The sequence below is a fragment of the uncultured Hymenobacter sp. genome (assembly GCF_964242765.1).
In the GTDB taxonomy this organism is placed as follows: Bacteria; Bacteroidota; Bacteroidia; order Cytophagales; family Hymenobacteraceae; genus Hymenobacter.
This window is the reverse complement of sequence record NZ_CAXTBM010000045.1, coordinates 1465-18815: the sequence shown is the minus strand read 5'-3', so window position 1 is coordinate 18815 and position 17351 is coordinate 1465. Positions and strand designations below refer to the sequence as shown.

Annotated in this window: 13 protein-coding genes; 6 read left to right on the top strand and 7 right to left on the bottom strand. The window is 56.8% G+C overall.

The window, feature by feature from the left end; genetic code table 11:
• The first annotated feature begins 180 nt into the window (after positions 1–180).
• From ACFE7X_RS17485 to ACFE7X_RS17475, 3 genes are all read left to right on the top strand, one after another.
• Complete coding sequence (locus ACFE7X_RS17485) at positions 181–867, top strand: ABC transporter ATP-binding protein (protein WP_375436979.1); 687 nt, start codon at positions 181–183, stop codon at positions 865–867.
• A 50-nt stretch (positions 868–917) separates the two neighbouring features.
• Positions 918–3350, top strand: coding sequence for an ABC transporter permease (locus ACFE7X_RS17480; RefSeq protein ID WP_375436978.1), 2433 nt, complete (start codon positions 918–920; stop codon positions 3348–3350).
• Between the two features lie 370 nt (positions 3351–3720).
• Entirely contained in the window at positions 3721–4041 is a 321-nt protein-coding gene (locus ACFE7X_RS17475; protein ID WP_375436977.1) for a DUF3861 domain-containing protein, read from the top strand.
• A 31-nt stretch (positions 4042–4072) separates the two neighbouring features.
• On the opposite strand, the gene ACFE7X_RS17470 is transcribed toward ACFE7X_RS17475, so the two are convergent.
• From ACFE7X_RS17470 to ACFE7X_RS17440, 7 genes are all read right to left on the bottom strand, one after another.
• The gene (locus ACFE7X_RS17470; protein ID WP_375436976.1) at positions 4073–4927 is read right to left on the bottom strand and encodes an alpha/beta fold hydrolase; all 855 of its coding nucleotides are present in this window, start codon (positions 4925–4927) and stop codon (positions 4073–4075) included.
• Between the two features lie 482 nt (positions 4928–5409).
• Entirely contained in the window at positions 5410–6363 is a 954-nt protein-coding gene (locus ACFE7X_RS17465) for a family 16 glycosylhydrolase (RefSeq protein WP_375436975.1), read from the bottom strand.
• A 169-nt stretch (positions 6364–6532) separates the two neighbouring features.
• Positions 6533–9022, bottom strand: coding sequence for a beta-galactosidase GalB (gene galB, locus ACFE7X_RS17460; protein WP_375436974.1), 2490 nt, complete (start codon positions 9020–9022; stop codon positions 6533–6535).
• A 142-nt stretch (positions 9023–9164) separates the two neighbouring features.
• Entirely contained in the window at positions 9165–10655 is a 1491-nt protein-coding gene (locus tag ACFE7X_RS17455) for a TlpA family protein disulfide reductase (protein WP_375436973.1), read from the bottom strand.
• A 172-nt stretch (positions 10656–10827) separates the two neighbouring features.
• Positions 10828–11802 carry a family 43 glycosylhydrolase gene (locus tag ACFE7X_RS17450; RefSeq protein ID WP_375436972.1) on the bottom strand — a complete coding sequence of 325 codons (975 nt, stop codon included), beginning with the start codon at positions 11800–11802 and terminating at the stop codon, positions 10828–10830.
• A 17-nt stretch (positions 11803–11819) separates the two neighbouring features.
• On the bottom strand, positions 11820–13700 hold the full coding sequence (locus ACFE7X_RS17445) for a beta-galactosidase family protein (protein ID WP_375436971.1): 1881 nt from the start codon (positions 13698–13700) through the stop codon (positions 11820–11822).
• Between the two features lie 3 nt (positions 13701–13703).
• The gene (locus ACFE7X_RS17440) at positions 13704–14717 is read right to left on the bottom strand and encodes a glycoside hydrolase family 43 protein (protein WP_375436970.1); all 1014 of its coding nucleotides are present in this window, start codon (positions 14715–14717) and stop codon (positions 13704–13706) included.
• Positions 14718–15124: 407 nt separating this feature from the next.
• Here ACFE7X_RS17440 and ACFE7X_RS17435 point away from each other — a divergent pair, with 407 nt between their 5' ends.
• The 3 genes from ACFE7X_RS17435 to ACFE7X_RS17425 form a co-directional block, all read left to right on the top strand.
• The gene (locus ACFE7X_RS17435) at positions 15125–15358 is read left to right on the top strand and encodes a hypothetical protein (protein WP_375436969.1); all 234 of its coding nucleotides are present in this window, start codon (positions 15125–15127) and stop codon (positions 15356–15358) included.
• A gap of 20 nt (positions 15359–15378) precedes the next feature.
• Positions 15379–16626 (top strand): DUF2264 domain-containing protein, encoded by a 1248-nt coding sequence (locus ACFE7X_RS17430; RefSeq protein ID WP_375436968.1) that lies wholly within the window; start codon positions 15379–15381, stop codon positions 16624–16626.
• Between the two features lie 114 nt (positions 16627–16740).
• The coding region (locus tag ACFE7X_RS17425; protein ID WP_375436967.1) for a glycoside hydrolase family 43 protein at positions 16741–17351 on the top strand (611 nt) is incomplete at its 3' end.

The window sequence follows — 17351 nt, the reverse complement described above, 5'->3', positions numbered from 1 at the left end:
CTGTCCGGCCAACGTTCGGGGGCTAAGCACGTCCGATGGCAGAGGTGAGTGCTGGTTTCGGATGTCACCTGCGGGCTGCAACTCCAGGGTGTCCTGCTTCAGCCCGGCGCGGCATGATGGTCTTTTTCGAGTTCAGATACCTAGGGTTTGCCTTCCTTCCTCTCTCCTACTCTTACTTCCATGATCAAAATCGAAAAACTCGAGAAGATTTACCGCACCGAAGAAGTGCAGACCAAAGCCCTGAACGACGTGTCGCTGGTGGTGAACGAGGGCGAATTTGTGGCCATCATGGGGCCTTCGGGTTGCGGCAAATCCACGCTGCTCAACATCGTGGGGCTGCTGGATGAGCCCGATGGCGGCAGTTTCCAGTTTGCAGGCGTGGAAGTGGCGCAGTTCACGGAACGCCGCCGGGCCCAGCTGCGCAAGCAGCACATCGGGTTCGTGTTCCAGAGTTTCAACCTGATTGAGGAGCTGACGGTGGCCGAGAACGTGGAGCTGCCCCTGCTGTACCTAGGCGTAGGTGCCGCCGAGCGCAAACAGAAGGTGGAGCAGGTGCTGGAGAAGATGCAGATCATGCACCGCCGCAACCACTTTCCGCAGCAGCTCTCCGGCGGCCAGCAGCAGCGCGTGGCCGTGGCCCGGGCCGTGGTGAACAGCCCCCGCCTGATTCTGGCCGACGAACCAACCGGCAACCTCGATTCTCGCAATGGCAATGAGGTAATGGAACTACTTACGGAGCTAAACGAAGCGGGCACCACCATCATCATGGTCACGCACTCCGAGCACGACGCCCGCTACGCCCACCGCGTCGTGCGGCTGCTCGACGGGCAGGTGGTGCTGGAAAATATGCAGCACTTCACGGCCTGAGCTTGCCTGCGCTTGTGTTTGCCTCCGCTCACTATTGATTTGTTAAACCGATGTTTAAGAACTACCTGCTCGTTGCCTACCGCAACCTGATCCGGCACAAAGGCTTCTCGTTTATCAACATTGCCGGTCTGGCGTTGGGTCTGACGGCTTGCCTGCTCATCGGTCTGTTTGTGGCCGACGAGCTACAGTACGACCGATTCTTGCCCGATGGCAGCCGGATTTACCGCGTCGGGACGCAGATGATGAAGGGGGATGCGTCGGAAAGGACGCCCATGAGCCCGCCTATGTTTGCTCCCACCTTGCAGCAGGAACTGCCGGAGGTGGAAAAGGCGGTGCGCGTCATGTCGATGCAAAGCAAAAACTTATTTCGGGTGGGCAGCAAAAGCCTCTATGAGGAAAACGGTTTCCTGGCTGATCCGGAGCTGTTTGAGGTGCTGCAATTGCCTCTTCGGTATGGGTCGGCGGCGCAGGCATTGGCCAAGCCGTCGTCCATTGTGTTGTCGGAGGAAATGACTGAGCGGTTTTTCGGTAAAACCAACCCAGTGGGCCAGCAAATCAAACTGGACACCACCACTTTTCAGGTATCGGGAGTGCTCCAGAACAAGGAACTCAAATTTCACCTCCCGTTCAACTTTCTGCTGCATCTGTCCCCAGCCAATATCGGCATCCCGGAGAAGCGCATGCAGTCCTGGGGTTGGCGGCAGTTCAACACCTACGCCAAGCTGCGGCCCGGAACAGATGGGCGGGCAGCGGGCCTTAAGTTTCAGGCCTATCTGGAAGAGAAGGTGAAGCCGCAGCTAGCCAAAGACAACATCGAGTACACCTCGTTTTTTCAGCCGCTGCACGAAGTGTACTTGCACTCGGCCAACCATAAAATTGATTGGGCCACGCGGGGCAACATCACCTACGTGCGGGCCCTGGGCGCCATTGCGGGCTTTGTGCTGCTGATTGCCTGCTTTAATTTCGTGAACCTGGCCACCGCCCGCTCGATGCAGCGGGCCAAAGAGGTGGGCATCCGCAAAACCATTGGGGCCAGCCAGCAGCAGCTTATGCTCCAGTTTTTGGGCGAAACCGTGCTGCTCACTTTTATCAGCGTGGTGCTGTCGGCGTTGCTTACGGCGTTGCTGCTGCCCTTCCTCAATCAGTTTACGGGCAAAAGCTTGTCGTTTGATTTGCTGGCTAATCCTGGCTTGGTGGCCGTACTGCTGGCCCTGACGCTGGTGGTGGGCTTGGTGGCGGGTTTCTACCCGGCGCTGGTGCTGGCTAGCTTCAAGCCCGTGAAAGTGCTGAAAAGCGCGGTGGTTACGGACGGGCTCTTTGGCCGGGTGCAGTGGCTGCGGCACGGGCTGATTGTGGTGCAGTTTGCGTTGTCGGTCTTCCTTATTATTAGTGCCATTGTGGTGTACCAGCAGGTTTCCTACCTGCACAACAAGGACCTGGGCTTCAACAAAGACCAGATCATGTTTTTTCCAATGCGCGGCGACAACATGACCCGCAACTACGACGCCTTCAAACACGAGCTGGCGCAGGCGTCGGGCGTAACTTCTTCCACCATCGGCTACGGCTTCCCGGGTGACATGGTGGCTGGCGACCAAATCATTGTTCCTATCAATGGGGAGCAGAAGAAGTTCAGCGTCACGCAGTTGATGGTTGACCACGACTACCTGAAAACCCTCGGCCTGCAACTGGTAGCTGGCCGCGACTTTTCCCGGGAGTTGAAAACCGACCCAGACCAAGCCTTTATCCTCAACGAAACCGCCGTGCGGGACCTGGGCTTTGCAACTCCGGAAAAAGCCCTGGGCCAAACCCTGCATTGGAACGTTTGGAACGACCAAAACCCTGATTCGCTGAAAACCGGCAAGGTGATAGGCGTGGTGAAGGACTTTCACTACAAGAGCCTGTACGACAAGATGGAGCCCACCGTGCTGCAAATCTTCCCCAATGCTTACTGGAAAGTAGCTGTGAAGCTAAAAGCGCAAAACGTGGGAGCCGGTGTGGAAGGCGTTAAGCAAGTGTGGAGCAAGTTCAGCCCCGATTACCCCATCGAGTTCAAGTTCATGGACGACAACTTCGACCAGATGTACAGGTCCGAAGACAAGCTCAACACCTTGCTCTGGATCTTTACCGGCATTGCCATTTTCGTGGGCTGTTTGGGACTGTTTGGCTTGGCTACGTACGCAGCCGAGCGTCGCAAAAAGGAAATCGGCATTCGGAAAGTGCTCGGGGCGGATGTGTCCACTATCGTAGGCTTGCTCTCCAAGGAATTTCTGTTGCTGGTGGTGGTAGCGGCCATTATTGCCTTTCCGGTAGCTTGGCTAGCCATGCACCGCTGGCTGCAAGACTTCGCCTACCGCATCGACATACCGCTCTGGGCTTTCTTAGCGGCGGGCCTACTAGCCGCCGCCGTAGCCTTCCTGACGGTAAGCTACCAAGCCGTACGAGCCGCCACGGCCAATCCTATCAACAACTTACGGGTGGATTAGACGCAACGGCGTAGTGGGCCGCTGCGCACTTCTGCTGTAATTCACACAACAACCGGTCGGAGAAGAGCAAGACCCAATAATCTTGCCTTCTCCGACCGGTTGTTGTGCTTGTAGTTGCGGCGAAATTTCAGCCTTCATCTATATTTATGCGTTTTCCTTTCGTTGTTGCAATGGCGTTAAGCTGAGTTCTTAGCTCAAAAACCAGACATCCAAAGTAGCCCCCATACTGTTAGGTTTTGCGGTGGGAATGGCTTGGATAGCGCAGGGACGCAGTAACAGGAGTATCTGCAACCCGTACCTTGGTTTGGGAACCACTCTTCCCACTTCACAGAGTGCTACCGGCATTGTTGCAACGCCTTCTAACTACCTCATGGCTAAACGCGCCCACCACTACCGCCTGCGCCTCGAACATCTGGCTGCGGCGGCTCCCAATCAACCTACACACCCGCCGCTGGAGCTGGAATTCGATAACCACGACGATATCTTTCAGATAGTTGAGCGGCTAGAAAACCGTCCGTTATTCACTGAGCCAAGCCAGGCCACTGAGTTTGCTATCGGGCTGAAGCTATTCAGTGAAGTGATGCTTAAGAACCGCGAAAATCCTCTGTTCGCCGAATTTCGACCAGCTTTTAGCGCATTTATGAAAAAGCTTAAGAGCGGACCCACCACCGAGGAGCAAGCCAGCACTTAATCTGTTTTCGCTAGAGCTTCAGTCAACTGCCTTACACTAAGAAGTTTTCCATAGCTGCTAGCGTTTCCATTGGGGCGCTTAGGTGCGGGCAATGGCCGGTGGCTTGCAACGCAATCAATTTGGCTTGGGGCAGATGCTTGAGCAGGTACGCGCCTACTTCCACAGGAGCGGCCACGTCCTGCGCACACTGCAACAACAACGTGGGAACCTGAAGCTGGGGTAAGTCGGCCCGGTTATCAGCAAAGAATGCCACCTCCGCAAACTGCCGGCCAATGGTGCAATCGGTCGTGCAGAATTGGGTGGCCAGTTCCTGATACAAGGCGGCGGGTGTAGCAGGGCCCATCAGCAAGGCGGCAAACAGATCAGACCACCCGTTGTAGTCGGCATCCATGAGTTGCAGCAGTTGGTTCATATCCTCCCGGTCGAAGCCCCCGTGGTACTCCGGTTCGTTGAGGTAATAGGGCGAGGGCGCTACCATCACAATCCGAGAAAAGAGTTCGGGGGCCTCGATGGCAGCCAGCATGACAATCATAGTGCCTACTGAGTGGGCTACCACCGCAGTTTGCTGAATACCCAGCACTTGGCAAATCTCGATTATGTCTTGAGCATATCCTTTAAGGGTAGCATACTTTTCTGAATCATAGGCAGTTCGATCCGAGCCACCCGACCCAACCTGATCGAAGAGTATAAGTTGGTAGCGCGCAGACAACGCCGGAATCATATAACGCCAAATCCGCTGGTCGCAGCCAAATCCATTGCACAAGAGCAAGGGTGGCTTGCCTTCTCCAATTACGGTCACGTTGTGGCGCAACAGTACGGGATGCTTGGCCGAAGCCAGTAGAGAAGTTGAACTCGAACTAGATAAAGAACTGAAAGAGTTGTGCATAAATAACCACGAGGGTCGGTACGAAACTGCTACAGATGATGCGACACTAAAAGTAATACTCTCAGCAGCCTTTTGTTTTGGCGCTATGATACTATACAGTTTTATTCCAGTGAAATCAGGTTATATACGGAGCTACTCTTATTAGATTAATTCAAAGCTAAAAGTCGCAGCTTTATCCTGTGGGCCTAATTACGAAGCTGAGGCTATAAAGGCCTTAACCATATATATTTTCAAGACACTATTTTCATTATCAATAGCATATACTTTCATTATGCGCTTTAAATCTTGGAGATGAACTGCGTCTTCATTTCAATAAGTTACGTTTCAATGCTAAACATTAATCGAATAATTCAACAACAGAGGCCTTAATAAGTATTGAATTTTTACGGTATGCCTACGTATAAGTAACACTCCGTTTCACTCACTTCTATTCAATAGCAGAAGCGAGTAAGACGGAGCGTTGGCAAAGTACTACGAGCCCGCTAGCGCTGGTAGACGCGCACGTAGTCGACCTCGAAACGGTTGGGGAAGCTTGTGCTGCCCAGGTCGCCGCCGTTGTCGCCACCCAGGGCGAGGTTGAGCAGGATGTAGTGTGGCTGTTGCATCGGGTTGATGCCAGTGCCATCCTGATTTACGGTTTCGGTTAGGGGCACCTCGTTCAAGAGCTGGTCGTCGACGTAGAGGCGGATGAATTGCGCGTCCCAATCCATGCGCCAGATGTGGAATTTTTCCGACCATTGAGGGTCTTGGAACTCGCTCACTGGTTTGCTGGTACTGTGCCATTTGGCGGTGTAGGCTTTGCTGGTACCCGTAGCAACGTTGGCCAGTATCTTGCCCTTGTAGTACTCCATAATGTCAATTTCGCCATTGGAGGGCCACTCCCCGGCCACGCCCAACGTCCAGAAGGCAGGCCACAGACCGGGACTGGTATTGATCCGGCCGCGCATTTCAAAGCGGCCGTATTGCCAGCTGTGCAAGCCACTGGTGTGCAAGCTGGCGGAAGTGTAGTTGATGGTCGGGCGGTTGGTTTTCCAGTTGCTGCTGCCTGCTTGGTAGTTGGGGTTGGCGCGTTTTTCTTGCCGGGCTTCGATAAGTAGCATTCCGTTTTCGCAGCGGGCATTACTGGGCTGATACCATTGCAACTCGTTGTTGCGCACAAACCCGTTTTCAAACTTCCAGTTCTTGGCATCAGGCAGCCCATTGCTATTGAACTCATCGGCCCACACCAGCTTCCACGCGGCGGGCTTGGGGCCGGTTTGCGCCACGTAGCTCCCCGAGTTGCCGAAGGCGGTGTGTTGCTCGTTTTGGTGTGCACCCACGGAATTCTTCCGAAATGTTATTCCATTCCCGTTGGTCTGAGCCCAACCGAGCAGGGGCCAACCACTAGTGCTTAGCAGCATTGGAAGCAAAAACCAGACAAATCGGAAGGAAAGCATCGGATGATGAGGTGGAGGTTCATAAAGCCGCCGTACCACAAATGCGCAGCGGGTCGGCTGGTGTATTGTCTGAGATTTTGCTGTGCTAGGAAGTAACGACAAAGCACGAAGCAAGGGGTGGCGCCAAACGGGCTATTTTAGCTAATAATGTACGCTCCCCCGTCGGCCCTTACTTCGCTACCCCTGCTTGCGACTTAAGTTGAATCACGCCGCTTTTCAAGCCTTTGCCACTCACTTTCAACTGCACGTCGCCGGCCTTGTCGGTGGTTTCGACCAGCGCCACCAGCATTCCCTGAAATGCTTTCATGCGGGGCTCGTGGAATAACTCCAGGTTGGTGGCGTCGCCGTTGGCTACGGCCCGGAAACGGCCCGCGCCACTAACCGCAAATTGCAGCTGGTCGGTAGCCGCCGGGCACAGGTTGCCTTGGGCGTCTTCCACCCGGGCCGTAACGAAGGCCAGGTCCTGGCCGTTGGCGGTGAGGGTGGTGCGGTCGGCTACTAGCTTGATGTGGTCGGGCTTGCCGGCGGTGCGCACTTCTTCGGTGGCGGCCTGTTTGCCTTGGGCGTCGTAGGCCACTACTTTGATGGTGCCGGGCTCGTACTTCACGTCGTTCCACATCAGGCGGTAGCGGGTCTGGGGGCTGGCCGTGGTGCTTTTGGTTTGGCGGCCCATGCTTTTGCCGTTCACAAACAGCTCGGCCGAAGGGTAACTGGTGTAGCAAAACACCGGTGTGGTTTGCCCCTCACGGCCGGGCCAGGTCCAGTGCGGAAGCAGGTGCAAAGTGGGGGCAGTGGTGTTCCAGCGGGCCCGGTAGAGGTGGTACCGGTCTTTGGGCAGGCCAGCCAGATCTATAATCCCGAAGTAAGAACTGTGCGAAGGCCACCGGCCCCTATCATACGGGGTAGGTTCGCCCAAATAGTCGAAACCAGTCCACACGAACTCGCCGATTACGTAGGGCAAGTCGTCCTGCATAACAAATTCCTCGTCGGGGGTTTGCGACCAGTTGCACGCTTCCAGGTCATACGATGACGATTGGTTGTCGTCGTATCGCTTGTCTTTGGCGGCTACCACCGGGAATTTGTAGACGCCCCGCGAACTAACTGTGGAAGCCGTTTCTGAACCCAGCAGGAAACCTTGCGGCAGCTTGTTGTTGGCTTCCTCGTAGCGGTGGGGCTTGTAGTTGAAGCCGGCAATGTCGAGCACCGAGGCAAAGTTGTTTTGGATGTCGGCGTCGAAGCGGTCCATGCCCGACGCGACGGGTCGGGTCGGGTCTTCGCGGTGGCAGATGTCCTGGAGGCGCTTGGCAATCTTGTTGCCGCCGGGCCTACTTTGCTCGGGCACCTCGTTACCGATGCTCCACATAATAACCGAAGCATTGTTCCGGTCGCGGTGCACCATGTTGAGTATGTCTTTCTCGGCCCACTGATCGAAATACTGACTGTAGCCGTTCTTCACTTTCGGAGTTTTCCACTCATCGAAAGCTTCCACCATCAGCATAAAGCCCATTTCGTCGCAGAGGCGTACCAGTTCCGGGGCCGGCATGTTGTGCGAGGTGCGAATAGCGTCGCAGCCCATATCCTTGAGCAACACTAATTGCCGCCGCAGAGCTGCCGTGTTGATGGCTGCGCCCAGCGGGCCCAGGTCGTGGTGGTTGCAGACGCCCTTGAACTTGCGCGCCTGTCCGTTCAGCGAAAAGCCTTTATCAGCTTCAAAGGCAAACGAACGGATGCCAAAGCGGGTGCTGTACTCGTCTTTGAGTTGCTCGCCAGCGTAGAGCTTGGAGTGCGCCGTGTAAAGCACGGGCGTTTCCGGCGACCATAGCCGGGGCGTTTTCACTACTAATTTTTGCTGAAATTCCTGCTTGTCGGTAGCGGCCAGCGGGGTGGTGGCGGTAGCCACTACTTGCCCGCTAGCGTCCCGGATTTCGGTTTGCAGGCGCAAGGATTGGGTGGTGCCGGCTGGCATTTCCACCTTGGTTTTCAAACTGACTTCCGCAAATTCCGCGTTGATTTCCGGTGTGGTGAGGTAAGTGCCCCACACCGGAATATGCACGTCCTCGGTCACCAGCAAATGCACGTTGCGGTAAAGCCCGGCCCCCGGGTACCAGCGCGACGACTCCGGCATGTTTTGCAGCCGCACGGCCAGCGTGTTGTCGCCGCTGGCGTTCAGGTAAGAGGTGATGTCGAAGAAAAACGAATTGTAGCCGTAGGGCCAAGTGCCCACTTCCCGGCCATTCACAAATACGCGGGCATTGCTCATGGCTCCGTCGAAGAGCAGCACCGCTCGCTTGCCCACCTGAAACCCCGGCACAACCAGCTTGCGCCGGTACCAGCCCGTCCCGATGAAAGGCAACCCACCGGTGCGGCCCGATTTGAGAGAGGCTGTCTTCTCGTTGTTTTGCTCGACTTTAACTTGTTGCGCATCATTGCTGCCATCGAAAGGCCCGTAGATGGCCCAGTCGTGCGGTACGCGAACAGTTTGCCATTTGGTGTCCTTGAAGCTCGGATTGGCCGCGTCGGGCACGTCGCCTTTCGTGAACTTCCAGTTGGTTTCCAGCAAATACTCCTGGCGCATCTGCGCCTGGACGGGCGAAGCAACTAGCAGCAAGAGGGCGGCCGCGCCGCGCAAAATGTGTCGGAAAAAGAGATGTTTTGTCAAGATGAAAGCACTGAACGATTAGAGATTCGATGAAATGCTACGCAAGTAGTAATTGCCAGTGAGCCTATGGTTGCCAGCGTTTCTATCCCGATTAGCGCCGGCATCGAGTAAGCGGCAGCCAAACGACTACACAAAAGTCTTTCTACCGAGCTAAAAAGGAGGCTACGCGCGTTTTGAGGTCCGGGTCGTCGGGGCGGGGCGCCTCGGCATAGCGCATGATGCCGTACTTATCGAGCAGGATGTAGCGCGGGATGCTGGTTACGGCGAAGCGCTTCAAGAACCGGGCGGTTTTGTGGCTTGTGAAGCGGTACTGCTCGGCAACACGGGGCAGAAATTGCGCCGTGGCCTGCTGCCACTCCTGGTGGTCGTCATCAATAGAAAGGTAAATGAAGACTACGGGCTTGCCGCGGTAGTGCTGCCGCAGCGCCGCCGAGGCGGGCATTTCCATGATGCAAGGCGCGCACCAGCTGGCCCAGAAATCCAGGTAAATCATTTTGCCGCGGTGCTTGGCTAGCAACTGGGCCAGCGTTATTTTCTGGTTGTTAGCCCCAATAAGGGTGTCGGTATTGGCTAGCTGCTGATCGGGCAGTATGAGTGTAAGCTGATCTTGGCCGGTAAGGCTGCGCACGAAACGGCTTTCCGGCATCATCCAGCTGCGGTAGTCTTTCAGCAAGTGCGGCTGGGGCCTGCGGAAGCGCTTCGCACCAGCCAACAATTGAAAGCACGTCAACTCTTTTTGATTGCCCTGATATTGGCTCTTGGCCAAGGTGTATTGAGCGCTGTACGTGGCCGGTCTACCCTGCGCTAAGGCTAGATAGTGCACGAAATCCGAGGCTACGTAACCCCTGTGCTCCGACACAGATAAAGGCAGCGCCTGAATGTAGCGAAGCCGCCGGAACTGCGCCAACACGGAATCCTGGTATACTGCCGGAAACTTCTTGACCGTTCCTGGGGCTCTATACTTCCGCAGCGAGTTAGGCACACCTGGCGACGTTGCATAATACAGTTCGTGGTAGCTGACGCCTTGCAACAGGAAGCGAAATGTTTCTAACTGCAACTCACGGGTAAGCGCCGCCGCTACCATCGGCCGTACGCCGGGCGTGGTGCGCAACTCGGCGAGCAGCTTGTCGGTACGCTGCCGCTCATCCTGCCACCAGCACATAAACTCGTCTAGTGTTGGCGGCAAGTCGGGTTCACTTGGGTAGGTTTCAGATAACCACCACGTCTCGAGGCTGATGGCATTGTGCCAAATCTGGTCGTAGAACTTCAATTCGGCTGCCTGCTTACCAGAGAAGGTATAAGTATTCGTCGCTTCCACACAGCTGACAGACACTACGTCGCCGGGCCAGACAAGTAAAGCAGGTTTTTTTTCTTCTGGTCGATCTGATCTACGAGCAACGCATATGCGTATTTGATCAAAAGAGTTTTCGTCGAAAATTACGTGGAGCGTGTCGCCTGGTTTAATGATCCGCTCTTTATGCTTGGCGAGAATATCCGTGTAGTAAAATAGAATAGACGTTTCCGTGGTAGCGCTCCGGTTGATAATCAGCGCTTCTTTTCGCTGGGCATGGCTCCCGGTCACCGATAACGCTAGAACCAGAATCGTCAGGATTAACCGTTGAGTAGCGCGCATGTACAACTCCTTTTATAGCCTATAAATTGAGTTAACGATGTATGTGAGGCACTACAGGCGTCTACTTAAGGTACTAAGGACAACGAGAGCTAGCGCCTACATCTGCTCTATCGAGCGTTTTACCAGGCGTTCTGGTACGCGCACCACGGAGCCATGCAGGTGCAGGCCTAGCTCATGGGCGTGCGGGCGCGCCCCGCTTGGCTTTGGTGGGCTTCACCACCTCGAACACATCAACGGGCAGGATATTGCCTTGCGCATCAAAGCGCATGGGGGAGAGGCAGGTTTCGCGGTTGTAGCCGTTGCCGCCCGGTATCTTGAAGCGGTGGTAGGCAATTACCCACTGGTCGGTGCCGGGCACTTGCAGCACCGAGTGGTGGCCCGCGCCTTTCACTACGCCCCGGCCGTGCAGCACCGGATTGCTGGTGGCTTTCGTGAAGGGACCTAGCGGCGAAGCAGCCGTGGCGTAGGCCACGGAGTAGCGCGGGTCACGGGTGTCGTACTCCGACCACATCAGGTAGTATTTACCTTGGCGCTTGAACACAAACGAGCCTTCGTTGTAGCCCGGCGGCTTGAACTCGATTACGGCCGCTGAATCAAAAGACACCATATCCGGATTCAGTTTCACGGCGTGGCACTGGCCCTGCCCGAAGTAGAGGTAGGCCGCGCCATCATCGTCCACGAACACCATGGGGTCAATCATCTGTCCTTTGAAAGCGCCCTTGGCTACGAGCGGCTTGCCTAGCGGGTCCCGGAACGGGCCCGTTGGCTTACTGGCCACCGCCACGCCGATGCTCTGCGCGGCCGAGTAATAGTAGTAGTACTTGCCGTTTTTGGCGGCAATGGCCGGGGCCCAAGCCCGCTGCGTGGCCCACTTCAAGTCGCGGGGCAAATCCAGAATAATGCCTTCGTTTTTCCATTGCACCAAGTCCTTCGACGACCAACAGCTAAACGAGGTGGACAACCAGCCTTCGGTGCCATCGGTGGTCGGGTACAAGTAAAAAGTATCGCCGAACGCCGCCAAGTGCGGATCAGCGTACACGCCGGGCAAAACGGCCGCCGGGCCTTTTAAGGTATCAACTGACTGCTGTTGGGCTAGGATTGGGGCAAACGGCCAACAGATGACGAGCAACAAGAAGCATAAACGCATAGCAGTAAATGACGGCATTAATTCGTCTTGCGGGCCTCGCCGTCGGTTTTCACTACGTCCAGGATGGGCTTGTCCAGGCCCGTGAGCTTGTCTTGTTGGGGCTTCAGTAGCTCCAGCACCACCACTTCATTGGCGCCTTTCTTCAGCCATTCGGCGGGCACGTACAGCGTTTGCTGGGGGCCTACTTCCCAGTAGCGGCCCAGGTTGTGGCCGTTCAGCCACACGCAGCCTTTGCCCCACTGGCTCATATCAAGGTAGGTGTCGGCGGGTTTGGTGACAGTGAAGCTGCCGCGCCGCAGCACCGGGCTGTTGTCGTTGGGAGCAATTTTACCGTTGACTTTGGAGGCCGCGGCAATGCTGGCGAACGGCAAGCGGTAGTGCTGCCAATTGGTGAGTTCGGTGCCCGCGAAACTTACCCGCTCGGTGATGCCCTTGCGGTTTTGATTGAGGAAAGGTCCGAAGTTGAGGCGGCCCAGGTTTTCCACCAGAATATCGAGCCGCACGGTGCCTTGGGGCAGCGTTAGTTCCACTTGGTCTTGCCCGAGGCGGCGGTCCAGGGTGGCCACGCGCTGCCCGTTCACCATCACCACGCCATAATCGCGCAACTCTTTGATGCTAAGCACTCCTTTGCGCCCCCCAACTACCTCGGTGCGGTAAAGCAGGAAGCCATAATCCTGGTTCAGGGCCTCAAACGTCTGCGGCCGGACATTCACAACGGGTTTGGGCAGGTCGGCTAGCAGGCTGGTGGCCGAACTCATATTGATAACCGGAATGCGCATCGAGGGCTTCACAGCGGGTACCGGGGGCAGTTTCGCGCCTTTGGGCAGGTGCTTCTCGATTACACCGCGGAAGGCCATGAACTTCGGCGTGGCGTTGCCGGCTTCATCGAGGGGCGCGTCGTAGTCGTAGCTGCTGATTTGGGGCTCGAACTTGGTGCCTTCGCCTTTGTAGTTGGCCCCGTTCATGAAGCCGCGCGTGGTGCCCCCATGAAACATGTACATGTTGATGGAAATCCCCGCGGCCAGTACCGAATCGAGGCGGGACGTATACTTGGAGGCGGGCACCGTGTGGTGGGGGGTGCCCCACCAGTCAAACCAAGCCGGATACCACTCGGCAATGTAGAACGGGCCTTTGCCGCCGTGGTAGGTCCGCACGATCTTCTTCACCTCATTGGGCTTGTCGATGCCATTCACAGCGGGCAACAAGCCGGGCAGGTGGCCATCTTTCACTTTCTCGCCGGGGTCACAGGTATACAGCAGCCCGTCGAAACCGGCCTCCACGAACATTTTGCGGTTCAGTGCCAGATAGTCTTTGTCGTTGGAGTAGAAGCCGTACTCGTTTTCGACCTGCACCATCAGCACCGGTCCGCCGTGGTTGACTTGCAACGGGGCTAGCTGCTTGGCTACCTCCTTCAGGTAGCGGCCGTAGGCGGCTATGTATTTCGGATCTTTGCTGCGGACCACCAAGCTTTTGTCTTTCTGCAACCAGTACGGGTAGCCGCCAAATTCCCACTCGGCGCACACGTAAGGGCTCGGCCGCAGCACCACCCACATGCCTTCTTCTTGCGCAATCTTCACGAAGGCCGCAATGTCGTTGTTGCCGGTGAAGTTGTACTTGCCGGGCTCGGGCTCGTGCAAATTCCAGAACACGTAGGTACCGATGGTGTTCAAGCCCATAGCTTTAGCCATTTTCATGCGGTGCCGCCACGCCTCGCGCGGAATGCGCGGGTAGTGCAGTTCCCCCGAAATCATCTGGAACGGCTTGCCATCGAGCAGGAAGCTCTCGTTGCCCAGGGCGAAAGTATGCTTGGCCGTACTGGCTTTGGTTTGGGCTTGCGCCGCCGGATTCAGGCTTAGGCTGCTTAGCAGCAAAGCCCCCATCATGTACTTATGTATCATCTTCTATAATTGTTTGCTGAAGTATTTCAGGTCCCACTGCTCTATCCAGTCGATGGTGGGCTGGCCGGCCCTGAATTGCACCGGCAGCCACAAGTAGCGACTATCTTTCAAGTCTTTCGGATTCCACCGATCGGCCATGAAGATAAACGCATCTTTCTTACCTGCTAACGGCAGCACGTAGGTGGATTGCCCGCCATAGGTGAGCTTGGCGTTCGGGCCGGTCAGGGGGTCGCCGAGCAACTGCCACGGCCCGAAGAGCTTATCAGCCACATGCAGCGAGGCCTCGTTGGGTGCCCAGCCCGTGCAGCCGCTGGTAATGAGGTAGTACTTCCCTCCTTGCTTAAACAAAGCGGGGGCCTCACGGTGCTTGGCAAACAGCAGCGAATCCTGTGTGGTAGGCGTTAGATAATCGGCGGACAGCCGGGCCAGGCGCAGGTCGTAGTTTTCGCGGCTAGAGTAGATGTGGTAGGCGGCGCCATCGTCGTCCACAAACAAGCCCATGTCGCGCGACATGTTGCCGTTGGGCCGGAAGCTGCTCACGTAGCGAAACGGGCCGGTGGGCTTGTCGGCCACCGCTACGCCGGCGCGGGCAGCTTTGTAGCCCTGGCCTTTCAGCTCCAGATGAAACCACATCACATATTGCTTGGTCTTTTGGTTGTAGACAACCTTGGGGCGTTCCATCAGGCAGCCAGCCGCAATGTCGCTTTGGGCCTCGGTGGCCGGCGTGAGGGCTACGGCCTCGTACTTCCAGTTGTAGAGGTCTTTCGAGGAGTACACATTCACGCCTTCCTCCTGGTGCTGGGCCCGTTTTTCGCCGTACCAATAGTACGCGTCGCCCACTAGCAACAGGCCCCCGCCGTGGGCGTTGATGAGGTTGCCGTCGGTGTCGTACCACAGCTCGCCCGGCTTGAAAGATGTCCTTTTTGCCGTGGGAGTTGGCGGCGAGGTTTGGGCCACGACCAGCGGAGCACTCATGCCAAAGAGGAGCCCAAGCAAAGCGGTAAGAAGATGTTTCATAATGAAAATGCCGATCTAAAAAGCAGGCTATCAGTTAGACGAGGGAAGGGCGCGTGAGGATACAAGGCAAGCCTCCGTTAATGCAGGGTAAGTGGTCGGCTCCGAAAACTAATTTGTTGCCGCCCGTTTCCAAACAGTTCAAAAGTAACGCCGGCCCGTCACCGACAGCCGGGTCTTTTTCAGCGAAAAGGGGGCTAATTTATTTGTCGGCACTCTTTGCCGACGCCTTGGTTTCGTTTCTACAAACAGGTAATTGCTGTGCGGCTGCTTGGATTGACTAAGGACGTTAAATAGGAACTTGCTTGAAAACCACCCCTTATTTCCTGAATATAGCCCCCCATTTCCGTTGGCTTCCCGCTACTATTGCAGCTACTGAGTTTTTTGGCCCTCCACTCCGCTCTTTCACTATGCTTGGTAAATCCCGCTTATTGCCACCACTCACGTTAGGACTGCTCGCTTTCAACCTGGACTCTGCTTCTGTTCACGCCCAGTCGCTTTCCAAAGCCAACGAAAGGGTACTCCAACCCAAATTTGTTGAAACGCCGTTGCTGAGGGCCGCCCCTTGGCGGTTAGCGCATCCCAAGCACCGGGTTACGGACTGGACCAACGGCGCTGGCTTTGAAATTATCAAACGCAAGTAGCCGGTTTCGGTACCAGTTATATGAAACGACGCTCCTTCGTAACTCAGGCCGTTACGGGCCTCTCCGCGCTGGCCTTGCCCGCACCAACCTGGGCCACGCCCAATCTGGCGGCCAAAGCTGCTGCCAAAGCTTCCGACCGGACTTATTGGCTGAACACCCTGCTCCGGGTGGCCGATCCAGTGCTGGCAGCCGCTGCGCAAGCCCGTCTGAAAGCCACCATGCCCATAGAATCAGCCCCAGGCCAGCAGGAAGGGCGCCGCAACGTGTCGCACCTCGAAGCGTTGGGCCGCACCTTGGCAGGGTTGGCGCCTTGGCTGGAACTAACCGGCGCTTCCGCCGACGAGCTGCCACGGCAAAAGCGCTACGCCGAACTAGCCCGCCAAGCCATCAGCCAGGGAGTTGATCCTAAATCACCGGATTTCTTGAATTTCAACCAGGGCGGCCAGCCGGTAGTTGACGCCGCTTTTCTGGCGCATGCCTTGCTGCGGGCGCCTACTCAGCTTTGGGCGCAATTGCCGGCCGCTACCCAGACCCAATTGGTGCAGGCGCTGCAAAGTAGCCGGGTAATCAAGCCGGTGTACAGCAACTGGCTGCTGTTCAGTGCCATCATCGAAGCGGCGCTTTTGAAATTCACGGGCTCCGGCGACCTGATGCGGATGGACTACGCCATCAAGCAGCACCAACTCTGGTACAAGGGTGATGGCACCTACGGCGACGGCCCCGACTATCATTGGGACTACTACAATAGCTACGTCATCCAGCCCATGCTGCTGGATGTGGTAGCCACGCTGGTGCAGGCCGGCAAAGAACGCCAGGAACTGCTCGACACCCTGCGCGCCCGCGCCCGGCGCTATGCTGTGGTACAAGAGCGGCTCGTTGCCCCCGATGGGTCGTTTGCAGCCTTTGGCCGGTCGTTGGCGTACCGTTGCGGCGCGTTTCAGCATCTGGCTCAGATGGCGCTGCAACAGCAATTGCCCCCGGAGTTGCCAGCCGGTCAGGTGCGCAGCGCCCTCACGGCCGTTATCCGGCGCACCCTGGAGCCGCGCGGCACCTTCGATGCGCAGGGCTGGCTCCAAATCGGGCTCTGCGGGCACCAGCCGGGTATCGGCGAAACCTACATTTCGACGGGCAGCCTCTACCTCTGCACCACGGCTTTTTTGCCGCTGGGCCTGCCGCCTACCCACCCTTTTTGGGCCGAGCCGGCGCAGGACTGGACGGCCCGCCGCATCTGGTCGGGCCAGGATGTCAGGGTTGACCATGCTTTGTAAAACGGCCTGTCCTTGCGAGGAGGCACGACGAAGCAATCGCACCCGAACGGCTCGTCCTGATGCGATTGCTTCGTCGTGCCTCCTCGCAAGGACAATTAATTAATTGATAATCACATGCCCTACCCCCGCCTACTCGCCGCCGGCGCCCTGCTGCTGACCGCCCTCACGAGCCAGGCTCAAAAGCCGCTCAAAAAAGACGAGGTGCTGCTGTTTGGTTACTTCAAGGGCAATGGCGAGGACGGGCTGCACCTGGCCACCAGCGCCGACGGCTTGCAGTGGGCGGCCCTCAACCAGGGGCAGTCGCTGCTGGCGCCCACGGTGAGCAAGGACAAGCTCATGCGCGACCCCTGCCTCATCCGGGGGCAGGACGGTCAGTTTCACATGGTCTGGACCACGAGCTGGCACGACCGCGGCATTGGCTACGCCTCCTCGCCCGACCTCGTGCACTGGAGCCCGCAACAGTACCTGCCGGTGATGGAGCAGGAGCCGACTGCCAAGAACTGCTGGGCGCCCGAAGTAACGTATGATGCTACAAACAAGCAGTATATCATCTACTGGGCCACCACGATTCCTGGCCGCTTTGCGGCCGGCGAAACGACGCTGGAGGGCGCTAACAACCACCGCATTTACTACGTCACGACCAAAGACTTCAAGACCTACACGCCGGCCAAGGTCTTGTATGACAAAGACTTCAACGTGATTGACGCAACCATCCAGCCCGACGG